This window comes from Streptomyces sp. DG2A-72 (assembly GCF_030499575.1).
Classification (GTDB): domain Bacteria; phylum Actinomycetota; class Actinomycetes; order Streptomycetales; family Streptomycetaceae; genus Streptomyces.
Map to the genome: position 1 here is coordinate 5,526,390 of NZ_JASTLC010000001.1, position 18,744 is coordinate 5,545,133.

General features: G+C 67.9%; 17 protein-coding genes and 2 pseudogenes. 10 read left to right on the forward strand and 9 right to left on the reverse strand.

The features are described from left to right. The first annotated feature begins 1 nt into the window (after position 1). Complete coding sequence (locus tag QQY66_RS26450; protein WP_301982786.1) at positions 2 to 187, forward strand: DUF397 domain-containing protein; 186 nt, start codon at positions 2 to 4, stop codon at positions 185 to 187. 722 nt (positions 188 to 909) lie between these two features. Here QQY66_RS26450 and QQY66_RS26455 read toward each other — a convergent pair. Then, entirely contained in the window at positions 910 to 1,137 is a 228-nt protein-coding gene (locus tag QQY66_RS26455; RefSeq protein WP_301982787.1) for a serine hydrolase, read from the reverse strand. 607 nt (positions 1,138 to 1,744) lie between these two features. On the opposite strand from QQY66_RS26455, the gene QQY66_RS26460 reads away from it, so the two are divergent. Both QQY66_RS26460 and QQY66_RS26465 read left to right on the forward strand, forming a co-directional pair. Continuing rightward, positions 1,745 to 2,425 carry an adenylate kinase gene (locus QQY66_RS26460; protein WP_301982788.1) on the forward strand — a complete coding sequence of 227 codons (681 nt, stop codon included), beginning with the start codon at positions 1,745 to 1,747 and terminating at the stop codon, positions 2,423 to 2,425. A gap of 387 nt (positions 2,426 to 2,812) precedes the next feature. After that, positions 2,813 to 3,352, forward strand: coding sequence for a PadR family transcriptional regulator (locus QQY66_RS26465; RefSeq protein WP_301982789.1), 540 nt, complete (start codon positions 2,813 to 2,815; stop codon positions 3,350 to 3,352). Positions 3,353 to 3,691: 339 nt separating this feature from the next. On the opposite strand, the gene QQY66_RS26470 is transcribed toward QQY66_RS26465, so the two are convergent. After that, positions 3,692 to 4,003, reverse strand: a complete 312-nt coding sequence (locus tag QQY66_RS26470; RefSeq protein WP_301982790.1) for a hypothetical protein — start codon at positions 4,001 to 4,003, stop codon at positions 3,692 to 3,694. A 306-nt stretch (positions 4,004 to 4,309) separates the two neighbouring features. Here QQY66_RS26470 and QQY66_RS26475 point away from each other — a divergent pair, with 306 nt between their 5' ends. Continuing rightward, the gene (locus QQY66_RS26475) at positions 4,310 to 5,194 is read left to right on the forward strand and encodes an IS630 family transposase (protein ID WP_301982791.1); all 885 of its coding nucleotides are present in this window, start codon (positions 4,310 to 4,312) and stop codon (positions 5,192 to 5,194) included. A 94-nt stretch (positions 5,195 to 5,288) separates the two neighbouring features. On the opposite strand, the gene QQY66_RS26480 is transcribed toward QQY66_RS26475, so the two are convergent. The 4 genes from QQY66_RS26480 to QQY66_RS26495 form a co-directional block, all read right to left on the reverse strand. After that, positions 5,289 to 5,975: a hypothetical protein gene (locus QQY66_RS26480; RefSeq protein ID WP_301982792.1), complete on the reverse strand. Its 687-nt coding sequence runs from the start codon at positions 5,973 to 5,975 to the stop codon at positions 5,289 to 5,291. Beyond that, positions 5,968 to 7,218 (reverse strand): hypothetical protein, encoded by a 1,251-nt coding sequence (locus tag QQY66_RS26485; RefSeq protein WP_301982793.1) that lies wholly within the window; start codon positions 7,216 to 7,218, stop codon positions 5,968 to 5,970. Before QQY66_RS26485 ends, QQY66_RS26480 begins: the two co-directional genes overlap by 8 nt. Further along, on the reverse strand, positions 7,215 to 7,916 hold the full coding sequence (locus QQY66_RS26490) for an ATP-binding cassette domain-containing protein (RefSeq protein ID WP_301982794.1): 702 nt from the start codon (positions 7,914 to 7,916) through the stop codon (positions 7,215 to 7,217). The genes QQY66_RS26485 and QQY66_RS26490 overlap by 4 nt, the downstream gene beginning before the upstream one ends. Before the next feature lie 159 nt (positions 7,917 to 8,075). Further along, positions 8,076 to 8,414: a hypothetical protein gene (locus QQY66_RS26495; protein ID WP_301982795.1), complete on the reverse strand. Its 339-nt coding sequence runs from the start codon at positions 8,412 to 8,414 to the stop codon at positions 8,076 to 8,078. Positions 8,415 to 8,748: 334 nt separating this feature from the next. Here QQY66_RS26495 and QQY66_RS26500 point away from each other — a divergent pair, with 334 nt between their 5' ends. Beyond that, positions 8,749 to 9,771: a helix-turn-helix transcriptional regulator gene (locus QQY66_RS26500; RefSeq protein WP_301982796.1), complete on the forward strand. Its 1,023-nt coding sequence runs from the start codon at positions 8,749 to 8,751 to the stop codon at positions 9,769 to 9,771. Here the strand turns inward: QQY66_RS26500 and QQY66_RS26505 are convergent. Both QQY66_RS26505 and QQY66_RS26510 read right to left on the reverse strand, forming a co-directional pair. Beyond that, positions 9,734 to 10,717 (reverse strand): helix-turn-helix transcriptional regulator, encoded by a 984-nt coding sequence (locus QQY66_RS26505; RefSeq protein WP_301982797.1) that lies wholly within the window; start codon positions 10,715 to 10,717, stop codon positions 9,734 to 9,736. The two genes, QQY66_RS26500 and QQY66_RS26505, sit on opposite strands and share 38 nt — an antisense overlap. A 23-nt stretch (positions 10,718 to 10,740) precedes the next feature. After that, positions 10,741 to 11,684 (reverse strand): annotated as a pseudogene (locus QQY66_RS26510) (helix-turn-helix transcriptional regulator). Positions 11,685 to 12,077: 393 nt separating this feature from the next. Here QQY66_RS26510 and QQY66_RS26515 point away from each other — a divergent pair. The 3 genes and pseudogenes from QQY66_RS26515 to QQY66_RS26525 all read left to right on the forward strand — a co-directional run bounded on the left by QQY66_RS26515 (position 12,078) and on the right by QQY66_RS26525 (position 16,067). Beyond that, positions 12,078 to 12,378, forward strand: a pseudogene (locus QQY66_RS26515) ((2Fe-2S)-binding protein). Between the two features lie 299 nt (positions 12,379 to 12,677). Then, positions 12,678 to 15,275: an ATP-dependent chaperone ClpB gene (gene clpB, locus QQY66_RS26520; protein WP_301982798.1), complete on the forward strand. Its 2,598-nt coding sequence runs from the start codon at positions 12,678 to 12,680 to the stop codon at positions 15,273 to 15,275. 264 nt (positions 15,276 to 15,539) lie between these two features. Further along, positions 15,540 to 16,067, forward strand: coding sequence for a YbjN domain-containing protein (locus QQY66_RS26525; RefSeq protein ID WP_210579884.1), 528 nt, complete (start codon positions 15,540 to 15,542; stop codon positions 16,065 to 16,067). Positions 16,068 to 16,168: 101 nt separating this feature from the next. Here QQY66_RS26525 and QQY66_RS26530 read toward each other — a convergent pair whose 3' ends face one another. Beyond that, positions 16,169 to 17,359 carry a pyridoxal phosphate-dependent aminotransferase gene (locus tag QQY66_RS26530; protein WP_301982799.1) on the reverse strand — a complete coding sequence of 397 codons (1,191 nt, stop codon included), beginning with the start codon at positions 17,357 to 17,359 and terminating at the stop codon, positions 16,169 to 16,171. A gap of 129 nt (positions 17,360 to 17,488) precedes the next feature. Here QQY66_RS26530 and QQY66_RS26535 point away from each other — a divergent pair, with 129 nt between their 5' ends. Both QQY66_RS26535 and QQY66_RS26540 read left to right on the forward strand, forming a co-directional pair. Beyond that, entirely contained in the window at positions 17,489 to 17,749 is a 261-nt protein-coding gene (locus tag QQY66_RS26535; protein ID WP_301982800.1) for a hypothetical protein, read from the forward strand. Between the two features lie 384 nt (positions 17,750 to 18,133). Beyond that, positions 18,134 to 18,724: a DUF2617 family protein gene (locus tag QQY66_RS26540; RefSeq protein ID WP_301982801.1), complete on the forward strand. Its 591-nt coding sequence runs from the start codon at positions 18,134 to 18,136 to the stop codon at positions 18,722 to 18,724. The last annotated feature ends 20 nt before the right edge of the window (positions 18,725 to 18,744 follow it).

The following is an 18,744-nucleotide window of genomic DNA, read 5'->3' on the forward strand; positions in this document are numbered from 1 at the left end:
GGTGACCGAGTTCGAGTTCGTCAAGTCCAGCTACAGCGGCGGAGATGCTGGCCAGGAGTGCGTCGAAGTCGCCCGCAACATACCCGGCACCGTCGCCGTCCGGGACTCCAAGGACCCGGACGGCCCGATACTCCGGCTCGCGACGGAGGCATGGGTAGGGTTCGCCGCGCATCTGGGGAGGCGTTAGCGGGTGTCAAGCCTCGCCCGCCCCATCTTCCACTCCAGTTCAGCCTTCTACCTCACCGGATATGTCTTTGTGCTCGACCGCGTCCTTCGCCCAGGGGGAAGTGCTCACGCATGTGAAGCATCGGTGTCCGCTTGACGTTGCGCAAGACCGGCGCCGCCCGGCGCATCCACGACGCCCTCCTCGCCGCGAAGGTGGGCACCGCGTCCGAGCCGACTGCACCATTGACCAGTGCAATGGGCTAGGTAACCCTTCGACTTTGCTTGAGGGCCTCGATACCCGCTCGGTCCGTGTCTTCCGGTACGGCGTTCAGGCAGGCGGTGGATCAGTACCCAACGACCGTCGTCCATCGCTCCGGCGGAGAGCGAGCCATGGCGTGTGGCCCTGTTGTGCCAACGCAAAGGACCGGACGTCTGCCAGGCCGGTGCGGGATCCCCCAGCCGACGCTCCACCAGAAGTCGTACCACCAGGTCGGCTGCGGCACGGGGAGTGACCCACATGCCTCCCGCCGGCAGGATTGCGCCGTCCATCGTCCACGGCCTGCCGGGGTCGGCCGAAGAGCCCGGGGGCCAGCAGGCGCCGATGGGGATCGGGGCGCGCGGCTATCTCCGTGATGCCGAGCGGTCGCAGAACGTACTCAGTTACCACTCCTCGTAAGTCGCTCCCGCGGCGGCAGTCAGGGCCGCGCCGAGTACGGCGTAGCCGAAGTTGGAGTACTCCTCCACCTAGCCAGGAGGTCGTGTAGCGAGCATGTCGAGCTGGGGCAGCAGTCGGTCCAGCGCGGGGCGGTCGAACGTCGTGTGCGGGTCTCGGCGGGAGCGGCGACCGGGTGGCAGGCGGGGGAGACCGGAGGTGTGCCGGGCGAGGTGCAGGAGCGTGATCCCTGTTCTGGGGGCTGTAGGAAGCCACCGTTCTGCAGGGTCGTCGAGCGTCAACACCTCGGACGTGGCCATGCGGGTCAATGCCGTCCAGTGATGACCTTGGTGAGCGAGGCGATCTGGACAAAGCGGTCAACGGCGTGAACCGCCGTTGACAGTCGGCGGGGCCGTGTCGCTGAACACACAGGTAGGGATGGGCCGCACCGTGGGCCTCATACGCTGCGCGGCGGTACCGCGCACGCGGGCGTGCCGCCGGGTAGGCGGTGACGGTTCGGGACACTCAGCCGGAAGTACTCCGGGCCATGGCCATCGCGCTCCACAATCTCGGCGTCCTCTCCGTCGCGCTGCGAGCCGACCGCCGACAGCGGCCCCGGGACACTTGCGCCCGACGATGAACAGACCGAGTCCGGCACCATCGTCTTCGGTGGACTCCTCTTGGGCCGGTGCACGCACGTGCGGGCCGCCCTTTGCTCGCTGCGCTCGGGCACCGGGCCAACAAGCGCCCACACCCGTTTGGCATCCCGGGGCACGCCACGGAAATGCCTGGGCACCCAGGCGAAAGGACCTCACGGTGCCTATCATCTGCTGGGATGCACAAAAGGCGTCTACGCTGTCACGACGCCCAGCTACTTCGAACCCTGGGATTGACTCTGACCACGCATGACGAAGGGGCACCTCATCGATGCGCATCCTCCTGATCGGGCAGCCCGGAGCCGGCAAGGGCACGCAGGCAGTGGGCCTTGCTGCGCATCTGTCGATCCGGCACATCTCCGCCGGTGAGCTGTTCCGCGAGCACATCGACCAGGGCACGGCGCTCGGGCAGAACGCCCACACGCACATGCGCGCCGGCCTTCTGGTGCCGGACGAGGTCACGATCGGGGTGATCAAAGAGCGCCTTGCCCGCCCAGACGCCGAGCGCGGATTCCTGCTGGACGGCTTCCCCCGCAATCTTGCCCAGGCGGAGGCGCTGGACGGCATCCTGGCCGACTTGGAGTCGAGGCTGGATGCCGTGCTCAATCTGGAGATTCCCGAGGCCGAGGTAGTCAGGCGGATCGCTGGACGATGGCTGTGCCGCCGGGACCGCGAACACATCTTCCACGTCGACTACAGCCCGCCTGAAGTGGCAGGAGCCTGCGACGTCTGCGGCGGTGAGCTGTACCAGCGCGATGACGACCGCGAGGCAACTGTTCGTACGCGACTGGAGGTCTATCGCAGCGAGACGGCGCCGGTCGTCGACCACTACCAACTTATGGGTCTGGTGACCACGATCTCGGCCCTCGGCCGGGTCCAGGAGGTCCTGGACCGCGCACTGGTCGCGATAGGCCAGGGCCAGGTCGATGCCTCCGGCGCGTCGAACTGTTGACCCATCCTTTGGGGAGGGCCGCCCCTGACGGCCGCCGCCGACTGCGAGCTTTGCCCGCCCAAGCCGCCGCGTCGGTCCCCGTATATTGCCGAGATCTGGACAGGACCACTGGGCGCGGAGACTCGAACCAATCCTTTTCTCTGGCCAGTTGCAGGTTGCCGCCCCCGTTAGAAACACAGTTCGCGGCAGACGATGCAAACAACGGCTCCCACCCCGTGGGACCACTCCGCGAGCGCTCACGGCCGCGCGGAGCCGCTGGTCGCGGTCGCGTCGCTCCTGGCCGGCGAGCACTCGCTGTTCGCCGAGTTCGTAGGCGTAGGCCATCTGCGGATGCCTGCGGCGGGCGCGTGCTCATGCCCACGGTCTTCGGCACATAAAGGTCGCTTCGTGAGCATCCCACATGTCCTGCTCGGGCTTCTCGCCTCCCGTCCCGGCCATGGCTACGACCTCAAGAAGCGCCACGATGCGCGCTTCTCTAAAGGCGCGCCACTGGCATACGGCCGTGTGTACACGACACTGCAGCGCCTAGTCCGCGACGGGCTCGCTGAGGCGATAGGCGCGGAGGCAGTTGGGGCCCGGGAACGCATCCGCTACCGGATAACCGCCGAAGGCAGCACTCGCCTGAGGGACTGGCTTACTGAAGTTGCTCCGGCCGCGCCCTTCGTGACAAATGAGATCTTCGCCAAGATCGTGGTCGCGATTCTCGCAGGCCCGTCGGGCTCTGCGGCTGACTACCTCGATGCCCAGCGCGCCGCCCACCGAGCCCGGATAGCAGAGCTGAACGCCGCGAGGACCGCTGTGGACATTTCTCTGGCTGACGCTCTGTCCATGGACTACGCCGTGGCTCACCTCGATGCCGACCTGCGCTGGATGGACGCGACCGCCGGCCAGCTGAGCGGGCTTGAGAAAGAGATGCGAGCCTCCTGAAGGATCGGCAGCCCGGAGAAACGAGGGCATCGTCGCGGATGGGACGACGGGCTGGGCACCCGTCGGGTGAATCAAGCCATGTTGAAGTGAACCGCGACTTCAACGACCGAAACCAGCGTTACGGAGGGATCATTCCAGGCCCCTGGGGCGCCAACTGTTAGGGAAACAAGGCGCCAGGTTCCGGACATGCCAACGAAAGCGCCTGCCCAGCTGGCACGTCTCATGACAAGGTGACGAGGTCAAAGCGCATCTGAATAAACGTTCGGATGCAACATTTCCTGGGGTCACGAAACCCGTGAACGGCGGTGGTGCAGGGCCTGACGCCCTGCACCACCGCCGTCAGTTTCTAGTAGCGGTACTCGAAGCTGGACCAGGCGTCCGGAGCAACTGGTGGGCCTGGTGGCGGTAGACGAGGTTGCTACTGTCGCCGCTTGCGTTGCAGTGGCCCACGCCGCTGTGCTCCGCAACGGTTCCGTGGCTGCCGCTGTCGCGGTAGTAGTTGCTCTCGACGTAGTTGCCGTCCTCGTCGCCGTCACAGATCTTGGCGGTCTTCCAGCCGTTGATGGCAAAGGAGCAGCTTATGTAGGCGCACACCTTCGCCTCCGCGGTCGGGATTCCGACCACGAAGGTGGAGACGGCAAAGAGACCCACTACTATGCCTGCACACTTTCACATGAAGACTCCTTCGCTGAGGTGGATTGCGATCGTGAGAGTGGGCGCGGCGAGGCAACGCAGCGCCCACTGCATTTCGTTGAGGCAGGGTGGTACGCGTGACGCCATGGCCCATCCCCGTCGTGGTTATCGATCCGAAACGGTAGGTGTTCTGGGTCGTTGATCCCTGAGTGAGTGAACTGGTGGGGGATGCACGGCAGTTGTCGCCGTCGGCGCAGGAAGCCCTTCGGCTGCGGGCGGTGGGCCGCGTTGGTGGCGGGCCGGACTCGTGAGGATGTCGCGGCGGTGTTCCAGGTCTCGCTCAAGGCGGTGGACAACTGGTGGGCGAAGTGGCTGGCCAGCGGGCGCGAAGCGTTCGTGGCCCAGCCGCGTGGACGCCGGGTCGGCGAACATCAGGTTCTCGATGCGGTCGAGCAGCAGGCGATCCGGCAGGCCCTGCTGGATCACCGGCCCTGTGACCTGGGGCTGGCGGGGCAGCTGTGGACGCGGGCCGGGGTGGGGGATCTGATCGCGAAGCTGTACCGGGTGCGGCTGACCGAGCAGGGCGTGGGCAAGTACCTGCGCCGCTGGGGCCTGTCGTTACCAGCGCCCGGAAAAGCGGCCGTCGAGCAGGATCCCGAGGCTGTGAGGGTCTGGCATGAGGAGACGTGGCCGGCGATCCGCGCGAAGGCGAAAGCCGAGGGCGGCGAGGTCCTCTTCGCCGACCAGGTCGGCGTTCGCTCCAACCAGGTCGCCGGCCGCACCTGGGGTGCAAAGGGGTGCACCCCCGTCGTGCGCCGCACGGGCAACCGCTTCTCCGTCAACGCGATGTCCGCGATCAGCACGAAGGGCCGGATGCACTTCATGGTGTTCACCGAGACCTTCGACGCCGACGTCATGTGCCGCTTCCTGGACCGGCTCGCCGCCCATCGCTCCTGCAAGGTCCGCGCCTGGCTCGCCGATCACCTCGACCGGATCGAGCTGCACTTCCTGCCGTCGTACTCACCTGAACTGAACCCCGACGAACTGGTCAACGCCGACCTCAAACGGAGCCTGCCCATGCACAGCCGAGCTCGGGACCAGGCCCAACTCGCCGCCGAGACCCGCCGGTTCTTCCACCGCCGCCAACGCCAGCCGCACATCGTCCGCGGCTATTTCGGCGGCCCTCACGTCCGCTACATTCTCGAATAGAACCCTTTGAGTTTCGGATCAATAGGAAGGTCCCCATGGCTCGACTCGAGGGGATTGACAAACACCAACACCACCAGCGGGGGAAGGCGCCTCGTCACAACCGCCGGAGCAGCCCCCTCAAGCGCCAGGGTGTCATCCAGTAGGCCATCACCCCCGCAGCCAGCAGCCCCAGGCTGATCCCGAGACCCATCGGCTGCTCCACCACGGGTGAGCGGGTGAAGTCCCACCACGGGTAGCTGCCCGTTCCGTCCTGGACGCCCCAGTAGCCGACGACGCAGAGCACCAGTGCGGGCAGAATCCACCCCTGCCGCCAGCCGAGCAGGCGCCCACTGAGCAGCCCCAGCCCGGTCCATCCTGGGAGAGCGCCAGCCATGACCTCCAGCACCCGGCCCTCCACAAACACGGCGCAGACGCCCAGGAAGACGGCCATGCTTGTGGCCCACAGCGTCGTCAGCCGCAAAGCCCTCCCGCGGTGAAAGCGGGTGGTGCCGACCGCCTCCAGCCCTGCCATGCGACTGTGCAGGGACAGTACCGGTAGGACTCCCGCGAACATGGCGAGCATTCGCCAGCTCGGAGTCCCCGGGGTCTGCGCGCCCGCCACGGTGGGCAGGGGGGCCAGCCTGTCCCCCAGCCAGGCCACGGCCAGTCCGCTGAGCAGGACCAAGAGCAGGACGCTCCCCGGCCGCCGCACGCCGCACGGCGGGTAAAAACGCCTGCTCGGACCGGTCCGCCAGGCCGCCAGCAGCGCGTCGATGCGCGTGCCGACGCGGCTGTCAGTCACAGTATTTCTCCAGGACGTGCCGCACCGTTGCCGTGGCCCACGCTCTCTGCTCCGTCTCAGGCCGGTCGGCCATCTCCTTGCCAGTTTCCACTGCTTTCTCCATGGATGCCGTCATTCCCTCTTCCCTGTACTCCGGCTCTCCGCCACCTGCCAGCCGCTTCTCAAGCCACCGCTCCAGAGCGAGGACCGACTGATCGTCGGCCTTCAGCTGCGCCTCAAAGCCCTTGAAGTCCTTCTCCCGGCAGGCCGCGAACGTCTGCGCGCTGATCGCCATCGTCACCCCGTCGGCCATCGCCCATGTGGAGCCACTGTCCAGGTCGAAGTCGCCGCCCCACCTTCGGTCCATGGTGTAGACAAGACCGAGGGAATACACCGCCTTAGGCATGGCCAGTTCCCGGGGCAGGTGCTCAGTCCGGGTCAGCACGTCCTGGGCCATCGTCTTGTACTTCTCTTCCTCGGGCCACAGGCAGATCTCGGTGCGGCCCTTGACGCAGGTCTTCGATCTGGAACCATGCCGCTCGTCGACGACCGGGTTGCTGGCGGCTGCCGCGGTCGCGGCGAGTGCCAGGACGACGGCAAGTCCTGGTAGCGGGCTGACTCGCGTGATCCGCGGGCCATACGGCAGCCAGAGGCAGGCGACGAGCAGCAGCAGTGCAGCCGCCGCGCGCAGGCTTATCTCCAGCAGGTCCGGTTGCATCCGGGCCGGGCCGTTCACCACGGAGAGGTCGGTGTCGAATGCCATGGCGATGAGCAGCCAGCCGAGCGCACTGGCGGCCGGGCCCCAGCGTCTGGACAGCAGCCGCCCGAGAACCCAGCCCAGCCCCGTAGCCGTCATCAAGCTCGAAACACCGAGCAGGAGATATCCCAGGTACTGGGTGAAGCCGGGCGGCCATGAGGACGCGGTGACCGCAAAGCAGACTGCCTGCCCTACCAGGTATGGGACGAGGAAGGCACACAGGACCACGGCAATGCGGGGCAGTTCAGCCTGTGGTCCGGGCCGGGGCATCGCGCTCAGAGTCTCCGCCACCTCAGGCGGACGGCGCAGCGAGGAGGTCCACGCGGCCGCGGCCGCGGCGAAGACGCCCAGAAAGAGGGTGGGTACCTGCCCCGCGGCGCCGGTGTCTCCCCACAGGCCGTGCCAGTAGCCGTCGCGGGCGAGGATGAGGGTGAGATCGAGCGCAACCAAGGGGACGAGCAGCCACCGCAGCGGGGAGGAGCGCAGCGCCAGAAGGAAGGAGGTCACAGTGCCCGCTCTCCTTCCGGCAGGAGTTCCATATAGGCACGCTCCAGCGGGGTGTGTCCGGCGGCACCGTCACCGGCCCGGTCCGCCATGTCGGGCACCTTGCCGTCGAAGAGGACCCGTCCACTGTGCAGGACGACGACGTGGTCGCATGCGGCGGCCACATCGTCAATCAGGTGCGTGCTCAGCAGGACGGTGGTATCGGTGAGTCCGGCGAGGATCCGGCGGAACTGCAGGCGCTGGCGCGGGTCCAGGCCCACAGTGGGCTCGTCCAGTATCACCAGTCCCGGGTCGCCGACGATGGCCCACGCGATCCCCGCACGCTGTCGCATGCCACCGGAGAGCCGGGACATCCGCTCGTGCTTCCGGTCCACCAGGTCAACCTGGCCCAGTGCCCGCTCCACGGCCCGGGACCGGTGTTCGCCAGGCACCTCGCGCATCCACGCGCCGTACTCGACGAAGTCACGTACCCGCATCCCTGGATCCCATCCGAACCGCTGCGGCAGATAGCCGATCCGGCGGCGGATATGCCGCGCAGCTTTCTCGCCGTCGATGGCCACGCCGTCAAGAGCGATACGGCCGCGCAGTGGTGGCTGCACCGTGGCCAGGGTCCGCATCAAGGTCGACTTGCCTGCGCCGTTGGGTCCGAGAAGCCCTGTCACGCCGGGGCGGAGTTCGAGGTCGAGGTCCTCGATAACCACACGCCCCGGGTAACCCTGACGGAGGTCGGATATGTGAACGTGCATATAGCACCTCGCCGTGGTGAGTACGCTGGAAACGCGGCCCGTCTGCCCGCAATTGCAGTGCGGGCAGACGGGCCGCAGCTTTGCTGCTTCAGGCCGCCTGCGGCGGTGCGACGCTTACTGGTAGAACCAGGTTTGTACGCCCGTCACAGACCAGTCGCAGTCGTGGCCGTCGTACGTCGCGGTGCTGCCTCTTGACCGCCACTGCTCCATCCAATTGTCGGGCTCAAGGGTGCAGATGGCCTTGGACTCGTAGGTGCCGGCGTAGGCCGCACCGGGGCTGCTGCACTTCTGGTCCCAGTCGGTGTTGTACCAACGGCCAAAGCAGTTGTGCACCTTGTTACCGTCACCGGCGGCCGTGGCCTGAGGTGCGACCATGACCGCTGCCCCGCCTACTACCAGCAGTGCGGCGAGGGTGGACGCCGTCCGTGCGCGGAAGGTGGAATTCACCTGCATGAAGAAACCCTTCTCCTATTACCGAGGACCTTCACGGTGTCAAATTCTCCGTTTGGTGTCTTTGCTGCAGGAACATGCGGCGGCTCATGGAGCCTCTGTTTGCTGCCGCTTGACCAACCATGCGCGGCATGGGCGCGCGCAGATAGCCTCATGATGTGCGGATGCCTGATGATGAGGGTCGACAAAACGCGCAAAGCGTCGTAATTGGGATGCGGTTATTGAGCCTGAGGCTGTGTAGATGAGCCGTGGCACAGGACCCGGGCCGTGTTGCGGAGCAGGTCCGGTCCCTTCATAGTTGCGCTGCAAAGAGGCTGAACCGGGGGTGGGATGGGCGATGGCCGGGCACAGGACGGACGAGCATCCACACGGTGCTGACCGACTGTGCGATGCCGGGGATCGCGTGTATTCCCGGGCCGTACGGCGGGGCCGCGTGCGGCGGCAGGACGCGGAGGCGGTGCCGTGCCTGCTCGAACTCGCCCTGCTGCACCCGGACCCCGACGACATGGACTGGCTGGTCCCCACCTCCCCGCAGGAGGTCATGACCCGGCTGCTGCGCGGGGTGTACGACGAGGTCAGCGCGAGCCAGCGGCGGGTCGGCTCGGCTGTGGCGGCCGTGGAGCGGTTCGCCGGACTCGGCCCGCGCCTTTCGTCGGCGTCCGCTGAGGGCACCTCGATCCGGGTCCTCGACGGTCTCTCCCGTATCCAGGCCGCCATGGACGAGGCGACCGAGGCGTGCACGACCGAGGTGCTGACCGTGCAGCCGGGCGGCATCCGCCCCGAACACGAACTGACGGAGGGCCTCCATCGCGCCCTGGCCCTGCGCGGCCGGGGCGTGCGCATGCGGGACCTGTACACTCACGTCGCCCGGCACGGCCAGGGCCTGCTCAACTACCTGGAGCTGATGGGCGACGCGGTGGAGGCCAGGACCCTCGACGAGGTCATCGACCGGCTGATCCTCTTCGACCGCACGGTGGCCTTCATCCCGGCCAACGCGGACCGCACGCTGGCGCTGGAGCTGCGTCATCCGGCGCTCGTCGGCTACCTGGTGACGGTCTTCGAGCGGTTGTGGCGACTGGCGATTCCGTTGACGGCCCCCCTTCCGGACACCGGGATCGAGGGCATTTCACACCGGGAGCAGTCCATCGCCGCGCTGCTCGCCGAGGGCCACCAGGACGCGGTGATCGCCGAGCGGCTGGGGATAAGCGTCCGGACGTGCCGTGCCCACATCGCGCGTCTTTCGGAGACCCTGGGCGCGGCCAGCCGCACTCAACTGGGCGTCCGTATCGCTCAGGTGGGGCTCGATGGTCCGCCCCGCGCGCTCACGCTTCCCGGTCAAGAATCCCCGACTGTCCGATGAGGTAACCGAGTTGGGCCCGGCTGTCACTGCCCAGGGTCGTCGCGAGCTTGGCGATGTGCACGCGGGCGGTGCGGATGTTCATACCTAGGCGCTGGGCTATGACGGCGTCGGTGTGGCCTTCGACGAGGAGGCTTGCGATGGCGCGCTGGCGGGGGGTGATGCCGTCGAGGGTGGGGCGTTGGACGGCTTCGGGGTACATGGGGGTGGCGAGGCGCCAGAGGCGGTCGAACGTGGTGGCCAGGTAGCCGACGATCGCGGGGTGGCGGATCTCCAGGGCCACGGTGCCGTCGGGGTTGGCGGGGATGAAGGCGACGGCACGGTCGACAATGATCAGGCGGTCGGTGAGCTCGTCGAGCGTGCGGGCCTCGGCATCACCACTGAGTCGCTCATAGCGGGCCAGGACGAGGGGTATCTGGCGCTGCGTGTGCTGGTAGAGGGTGCGGATGCGGCCGCCGCGGTCGAGCAGGGCCTGATCGCGGGCGAAGGCCACGGACTGGGCTGTCTCACCACGTTGGTCGGAGTAGTGCGTGTTGGGCTGGACGCAGAGGACTTCGCGGGTCGCGTCGGCCATGGCCTGGCTGATGGCTCGGTTGATCTGCTCCGTGCCACTGAGGGCTGTGATCGTCGGGGTGTCCGTCACTGTCGTATGGCGGCTCTTGACCCGCATCAACGGCTGGAACGTGGCTGCCAGCCGCTCCTCGATACGTCGCTCGTCGGCGATGCGGTCCTCGACGACGCGCAGCAGACGATGGAGGGCAAAAGCCGGCGCCATGGGGAGCAGCCACCGTGGGTCCCCGGCGTCCGGCTGCAGCAGTCCGAAGTCGATGAGACAGGGCGCCGCTGCCACGGCCTCGGCAGGCACTCGCCCCTCGCGCAGGGCGTGGGCGTACAGCTCCAGGCCCCCGTCGCACATCTCCTCCGCTCCGTGTATGTGCGCCTCTGTCACGTGTGGCTGTCTCCTCGCTGTGCCTATTGGTCCTGCTTCAGGATCCCCGACTGAGCTATGAGATAGCCGAGTTGGGCGCGGCTGCCACTGCCGAGGGCGTTGGCCAGTTTGGCTATGTGGGCCCGGCAGGTGCGTACGTTCATGCCGAGGCGGCGGGCGATGGCCTCGTCGACGTGGCCCTCGACCAGGAGTTTGGCGATGGAGTGCTGGATGTCGGTGATGCCGTCGGAGGCTGCCTCGTACGGGGTGCCGGCACTCGGGGGACGGACCGGTCCCACAGGTACTCGAAGAGCTTGATCAGATAGCGGATGAGGCCGGGGTGGCGCAGCTCCAGGGCAACCTGTTGATCGTCCCGGGCGGGGATGAAGGCCACCGCCTCGTCACAGATGATCAGACGTTCCACCAGCTCGTCGATGGTGCGGTACTCCGCCTTGCCGTCGGAGAGCCGGGCCGCGTAAGCCAGTTGTTCGGGGTTGTACCGGGCCGTGTGCTGGTAAAGGGTGCGGATCCGCACCCCGCGCTCGATCAGCGGCTTGTCGCGCTCCAACCCCCGCTCCAGGCTGCGCTCGGACATGCGGTCGCTCGGCTGGACGGTGAGCATCTCGGTCTGGCACTGGGTTGTGGCCATGTTGAGGGCGGCGTTTATCCGCTCGCCGCCCTCCAGCACCGTGATCGAGTCACTAGTCGCGACCACCTGGGTACTCAAGGCCATGTAGGGCTGAAAGATGGCTGACAGTTCGACCGCCAGCCGCCTGCGCTCGGCTATCTCGTGTTCCAGAGGATTGAGCTGCCGGGACAGGGCGATCACCGGCGGTACCGGGCGCAACCAGTTCGGGTCGTCGGGATCGGGATGGAGCAGGGCGAATTCCACCAGGCAAGGGGCGGGCTCCACATCTGTCCGAGCGATGCGTCCGGTACGCAGAGCGGCGGCGTACAGTCGGCTGCCCTCCTCGCACCACTCGGTCATCGAATGGGGATGTGTCGCCTTTGTCTCATTCGCCACCAAATCTCCACCCCCCAGGGTCCTGAACATGCAGGAACATGATGCATCGATTGTGTGGCCATGACGTGCCTGAATGAGCCATCGTCTTACCTGACGGGGGAAAAGGGGACCTTCAAGTGAGGACGAAGCCGACTATGCGTAACAGAATGCTTCGATCGCTGCTTGTCGCCGCCTTCTCCGCCGTTGTGGCCCTCGGTGCGCTGAGTGGCCTCTCCGATGTGAAGGACGATTCTCGGGCGAACAGCAGCTGGCCGAACGTGGCCGTGAACGCCGAAGCCGGCAACTCGAACGCTACGACAGATGGAGCCGGGAGCTGACGTGGCCACCCCACCCGACGACCGCTCCTTCCGCCGTGAAATGGCGACCGCCTACCGCTCCGGCTGGCACTTCATCGACCTCGCCACCGCCATCCCCCACAGCGGTGACTCGCTGATGGTGACCGTCTTCGGTGAGCCGGTCGTCGTCACGCGGGACGAGGACGAGGACGTCCGGGCGTACCGGTGTCTGCGGCGTCCTCGGGGGGGCGCCGCAGCCGGTGAGGTGTGCCATCCGATATGGAATGATCTTTGTGAACCTCGACCAGCGTGACCACCAGCTGGCCGAGCCCGAGGCCCCGGCCGCCCCACAGGCCGTCCCAGCCACCCCCCGCAGTGCCTGACGCGATTCCCCCGTCGTAACAGATCGCTCAGGTGCTTCCCCCCGCAGCGGCGTCACCGTGACCTGAACACGGTGACGCCGCTGCAGTTTTGCGGGATATTTCGGGACATCGACACAGTCGGTCTGTGGCTGGAAAACACTGCGATCACCCGAGTCGACCTTGCCCCGGGAACGTATGTCCATGACGCCGGAACTTAGCCGCCTAACCTCCCGTACACCTACTTGAGTGGAATAGACTCAACTTTGTGTACGTTGCTCACGTCAGTGTGGACGGCTGACGCCTAGGAGGAGAACGGATACGTGGACGCCGAGCTGACCAACCGGAGCCGGGACGCCATCAACGCGGCCAGTAACCGGGCCGTGCAAGAGGGACACCCCGATCTCACCCCGGCGCATCTGCTGCTCGCGCTGCTCGCGGGGCAGGAGAACGAGAACATCACCGACCTGCTCGCCGCCGTCGACGCCGACCAGGCCGCCGTACGGGCCGGCGCGGAGAAGATCCTCGCCGGGCTGCCCAGCGTGACCGGGTCCACCGTCGCGCCGCCGCAGCCCAGCCGCGAGCTGCTGGCCGTGATCGCGGACGCGCAGGCCAAGGCCAAGGAGCTGGGGGACGAGTACCTCTCCACCGAGCACCTCCTCATCGGTATCGCCGCGAAGGGGGGTCAGGCCGGCGACGTACTCTCCCAGCAGGACGCCAGTGCGAAGAAGCTGCTGGAGGCGTTCCAGAAGAGCAGGGGAGGGCGACGCGTGACCACACCCGACCCCGAGGGCCAGTACAAGGCGCTCGAGAAGTTCGGCACCGACTTCACCGCGGCGGCGCGGGAAGGCAAGCTCGACCCGGTCATCGGGCGGGACCAGGAGATCCGGCGGGTGGTGCAGGTGCTGTCCCGCCGTACGAAGAACAATCCCGTCCTCATCGGTGAGCCCGGCGTCGGCAAGACCGCCGTCGTCGAAGGGCTCGCCCAGCGGATCGTGAAGGGCGATGTGCCCGAGTCGCTCAAGGACAAGCGGCTCGTCGCGCTGGACCTGGGCGCCATGGTCGCCGGGGCCAAGTACCGCGGTGAGTTCGAGGAGCGACTGAAGACCGTGCTCGCCGAGATCAAGGGCTCGGACGGGCAGATCATCACCTTCATCGACGAGCTGCACACCGTCGTGGGCGCCGGAGCCGGCGGTGACTCCGCCATGGACGCCGGCAACATGCTCAAGCCCATGCTCGCCCGCGGTGAGCTGCGCATGGTCGGTGCGACGACCCTCGACGAGTACCGCGAGCGCATCGAGAAGGACGCGGCGCTGGAGCGGCGCTTCCAGCAGGTGCTGGTCGCCGAGCCGACCGTAGAGGACTCGATCGCTATCCTGCGCGGGCTCAAGGGGCGCTACGAGGCCCACCACAAGGTCGTCATCGCGGACAGCGCGCTCGTCGCGGCGGCCACGCTCTCCGACCGTTACATCACCTCCCGCTTCCTGCCCGACAAGGCCATCGACCTCGTCGACGAGGCCGCCTCCCGGCTGCGGATGGAGATCGACTCCTCGCCCGTCGAGATCGACGAGCTCCAGCGTGTCGTGGACCGGCTGAAGATGGAGGAGCTGGCGATCGGCAAGGAGACCGACCCGGCCTCCCGCGAGCGCCTGGAGAAGCTGCGCCGCGACCTCGCCGACAAGGAGGAGGAGCTGCGCGGCCTGACCGCCCGCTGGGAGAAGGAGAAGCAGTCCCTCAACCGGGTCGGCGAGCTGAAGGAGAAGCTCGACGAACTGCGCGGACAGGCCGAACGGGCCCAGCGCGACGGTGACTTCGACTCCGCGTCCAAGCTGCTGTACGGCGAGATCCCCGCCGTGGAACGGGACTTGGAGGCCGCCTCCGAAGCCGAGGAGGAGGTCGGCAAGGACACCATGGTGAAGGAGGAGGTCGGCCCGGACGACATCGCCGACGTCGTCGGCTCCTGGACCGGCATCCCCGCGGGCCGCCTCCTGGAGGGCGAGACGCAGAAACTCCTGCGGATGGAGGAGGAGTTGGGCCGCCGCCTGATCGGGCAGAGCGAGGCCGTGCAGGCGGTCTCGGACGCCGTACGCCGCACCCGTGCCGGCATCGCCGACCCCGACCGGCCCACCGGCTCCTTCCTCTTCCTCGGCCCCACCGGTGTCGGCAAGACCGAACTCGCCAAGGCGCTCGCCAACTTCCTCTTCGACGACGAGCGGGCCATGGTCCGGATCGACATGTCGGAGTACAGCGAGAAGCACAGCGTGGCCCGGCTGGTCGGCGCGCCGCCCGGATACGTCGGCTACGAGGAGGGCGGTCAGCTCACCGAGGCGGTGCGGCGGCGGCCGTACAGCGTCGTGCTGCTCGACGAAGTCGAGAAGGCGCACCCCGAGGTCTTCGACATCCTGCTCCAGGTGCTGGACGACGGCCGTCTGACGGACGGTCAGGGACGGACGGTCGACTTCCGCAACGCCATCCTGGTCCTCACCTCGAACCTCGGCAGCCAGTTCCTGGTGGAGCCGCTGACCAGCGAGGAGGAGAAGAAGCAGCAGGTGCTGGAGGTGGTGAGGGCGTCTTTCAAGCCGGAGTTCCTCAACCGGCTGGACGACCTGGTCGTCTTCTCCACGCTGACCAAGGCGGAGCTGGAGCGCATCGCCGGGCTCCAGATCGACCGCCTCGCCAAGCGGCTCGCCGAGCGGCGGCTCACCCTGGAGGTGACGCCCGAGGCGCTCGCCTGGCTGGCCGACGAGGGCAACGATCCCGCCTACGGCGCCCGCCCGCTGCGCCGACTGGTCCAGACCGCGATCGGCGACCGGCTCGCCAAGGAGATCCTCGCGGGCGAGGTCAAGGACGGCGACACGGTCCGGGTGGACTCCTTCGGGGAGGGGCTGATCGTCGGACCGGCGAGCGGCAAGACCCTCTGAACCCGCTGAGCGGGGCACGGGGAGCACCCGAACGGAGCTCCCCGTGCCACAGGGCCGGCACCCAGATCGCGAGCAGCGTGAGGCCGCCGGCCACGAGCGCCGTCGGCAGCCCCAGGATGAGGCCGACCACCGACCACCTGCGTACAGCTGACGTCCCCTACCGGACAGATCCTGTCCGCTGACGGCTGACACTTCCTGTCGGGGTTGCCAAGCGGGTCCCCTAGTGGGGGAGGATGGCGGAATCCGTACGAAGGGAAATTCACGGTGACCATCGACCCGTCCTCGATTCCGAACTTCGGGGGCCAGCCCGAGCCGCAGCCCCAAGGACCGGCGGGCCCCGTCGTCCCGGATCAGGACCTCGTTAAGCAGCTCCTCGACCAGATGGAGCTGAAGCACCTCGTGGACGAGGAGGGTGACCTCGTCGCACCGTGGGAGCAGTTCCGTACGTACTTCATGTTCCGCGGCGAGGGTGACCAGCAGGTCTTCTCGGTGCGGACGTTCTACGACCGGCCCCACCAGATCGACGAGAAGCCGCAGCTGCTGGAGTCCATCGACGACTGGAACCGGCGGACCCTGTGGCCCAAGGTGTACAGCCACACCCATGACGACGGCACCGTCCGCCTGATCGGCGAGGCCCAGATGCTGATCGGCACGGGCGTGAGCCTGGAGCACTTCGTCTCGTCCACGGTCAGCTGGGTGCGGGCCGCGATCGAGTTCGACAAGTGGCTCGTGGAGCAGCTCGGCCTCGAGCAGGAGGTCAACGAAGCGGAGAAGCCCGAGGACGACGAGTAAGTCCTGGTCCTCAGCGGAGCCCGGCCAGGGCACGGGCCACCGCGGCCGCGTGCCGGGGCCGGGCTCTCGCCGTCCACAGCCTGTGGAAAACTCTGCTGATCTCAGCCGGCCAGCGCCTTCAACCGCTTCACCGCCTCCTCCAGCACGCCCGTCTGCTTGCAGAACGCGAACCGTACGAAGGGTGCGCCCGCCTCCCGGTGGTCGTAGAAGACGGCGTTCGGGATGGCAACCACCCCGGCGCGCTCCGGCAGCGCGCGGCAGAAGGCGAAGCCGTCACTCTCGCCGAGGGGGCGGATGTCGGTGGTGATGAAGTAGGTGCCGGCGGGCTTGAACACCTCGAAGCCGCTCTCCACAAGCCCCGCCGCCAGCAGGTCCCGCTTGACCAGCATGTCCTCCCGAAAGGCCGTGAAGTACGAGTCCGGGAGCTTCAGCGCCTCGGCGACCGCGTACTGGAACGGGCCGGAGGAGACGTACGTCAGGAACTGCTTCGCCGACCGCACCGCCGTGACCAGCTCCGGCGTCGAGGTCACCCAGCCGACCTTCCAGCCGGTGAAGGAGAAGGACTTCCCGGCCGAGCCGATGGTGACGGTCCGCTCGCGCATGCCGGGGAACGTGGCCAGCGGCAGATGCTCGGCGTCGTCGAAGACCAGGTGCTCGTACACCTCGTCCGTGACCACCAGCAGATCCCGCTCGATGGCCAGCTCGGCGATCGCGGTCAGCTCCTCCCGGGTGAGGACGGTGCCGGTCGGGTTGTGCGGGGTGTTGATCAGCAGGAGGCGGGTGCGGTCGGTCACCGCGTCGCGCAGCTCGTCGAGGTCGAGGCGGAAGCTGCCGTCGTGCGGACGGAGAGTGACCGGCACGCGCGTGCCGCCCGCCATCGCGATGCAGGCCGCATAGGAGTCGTAGTACGGCTCGAAGGCGATCACCTCGTCGCCGGGTTCGAGCAGGGCCAGGAGAGAGGCGGCGATCGCCTCGGTCGCGCCCGCCGTCACCAGGACTTCACGGTCCGGGTCGTACGACAGCCCGTACCGCCGCCGCTGATGCGCCGCGACGGCGCCGCGCAGCTCGGGGATGCCGGGACCCGGCGGGTACTGGTTGCCGCGGCCGTCGCGCAGGGCGCGCACCGCCGCCTCCCGGACTTCGTCGGGCCCGTCGGTGTCGGGGAAGCCCTGGCCCAGATTGATCGACCCGGTCCGCAGGGCGAGCGCGGACATCTCGGCGAAGATCGTCGTCCCGAACTCGGCGAGCCGGCGGTTGAGGAGCGGGCGTGCGCTTGAGGTCATGCCGGTCATCCTGCGCCCAAGCTCTGGACTTCCTCAACTCTGCTTTGACAGCCAAGGCGGCCGGGCATGCCCAGGTCACGCAACCAACGGAGCGCCCACGGGGGGTCGCTCCGAGGTAAACGGAAGGAGGGTGACGCCATGACCATCGGCATCATCCTGACGGTCTTCATCGTCCTGCTCTTCGCGGCCCTGTTCGCCAATGCGCGCAGGAGCGGCCGGACGCGTCGCCTGCGCGCGGGGCGGTACGGCGGGAGCGGCGCCGCCGGCGGCGGGAGCTGGTGGGTCGGCGGGGGAGACAGTGGCGGCGGCTCGTCGTGCGGCGGCGGGTCGTCCTGTGGTGGTGGATCGTCGTGCGGGGGCGGCGGTGGGGGTGGCGGATGCGGTGGTGGAGGCAGCTGACACGGGGCAGCTGAGCTCCCCCGAAGGGGGAACCGCATCCGACCACGTGGCCCGCGCCTGCTGCCGGGCCCGCATCGCGCCCGCCGGGGACAGCTCCCGGCGGGCGCTCGTGCGCTGAGGCGCGCGCCATATGCGCTGAGGCGCACGCCGTGGTTGAACAGTTGAGCTGTGGAGCCCACTGAGGGATGGAAACCCTACGAAGTTGGGTAAAAACGCTGTGGAGGCGCCTCAGTTCATGATTCCCTCTATATCACCAAAGCAGCCCCTCGGACGTCCCGCGAACACCTGTTCCCGACCGGGCTGACCGGGCTGATCTACCGGCGTGGACCGGGAAGTGCCGGACCCACCCCTCCCTTTTTCTTTGCGTGCTAGCGGAGCCGACCCATGCTCACGACCCTGAAAACCTCGTACACCGACACGCGCGCGGCCGACCTCGCCTGGGCCCTGGGGCGTGAGCCGCTTCCCGCACTGGCCACCCTCGACCTCGAACTGACCGGGACCAAGCTCCAGTTGAGACTGCTCGGCGCGTCCCACCAGGTGCTCCTGGAGGAGGAACGGGGCGTCTGCTCGGAGACGGTGGCATGCATTCCGGGCAGCAGCACTCCGCTGCCGCTCGGTGTCGCCAAGCGGGCGGGCGACTGGGAGTACGAGTTCGCGGCACGCGTCGAGATCCTCTCCCCGGGCTCCTTCGCGGGCCGCGCACAGGAGTTGCTGGCCCTCGTCTCCGACCATCCGCACGGCCTCGCCGGAGTCTTCCCCGGCAGCCCGCACGCCTTCACCGCGCTGCTGGCCCAGCGGCACGAGGGGCAGGTGCACTGGCGGACCTGGCACGCGTACCCGCAGGACGGGCAGTTGGTGGCGACGCGGACGCGGGTCGGGGTGCGGGTGCCGGCGGGCCGGCCGAGCCCGTCGCCGGTGTCCGCCCGCCTGGGCGCGGGGGAGTTCGCGGCCCAAACCGGTATCCGCCGACTGTAAACAGACTCCACACGTGTGGG

Excerpts from the sequence above, each read along its gene's own strand:
- QQY66_RS26455 (WP_301982787.1), bottom strand. The coding sequence starts at position 1,137 with ATGGCCACGTCCGAGGTGTTGACGCTCGACGACCCTGCAGAACGGTGG.
- QQY66_RS26460 (WP_301982788.1), top strand. The coding sequence starts at position 1,745 with ATGCGCATCCTCCTGATCGGGCAGCCCGGAGCCGGCAAGGGCACGCAG.
- QQY66_RS26495 (WP_301982795.1), bottom strand. The coding sequence starts at position 8,414 with ATGCAGGTGAATTCCACCTTCCGCGCACGGACGGCGTCCACCCTCGCC.
- QQY66_RS26500 (WP_301982796.1), top strand. The coding sequence starts at position 8,749 with ATGGCCGGGCACAGGACGGACGAGCATCCACACGGTGCTGACCGACTG.
- QQY66_RS26530 (WP_301982799.1), bottom strand. The coding sequence starts at position 17,359 with ATGACCGGCATGACCTCAAGCGCACGCCCGCTCCTCAACCGCCGGCTC.
- QQY66_RS26535 (WP_301982800.1), top strand. The coding sequence starts at position 17,489 with ATGACCATCGGCATCATCCTGACGGTCTTCATCGTCCTGCTCTTCGCG.
- QQY66_RS26540 (WP_301982801.1), top strand. The coding sequence starts at position 18,134 with ATGCTCACGACCCTGAAAACCTCGTACACCGACACGCGCGCGGCCGAC.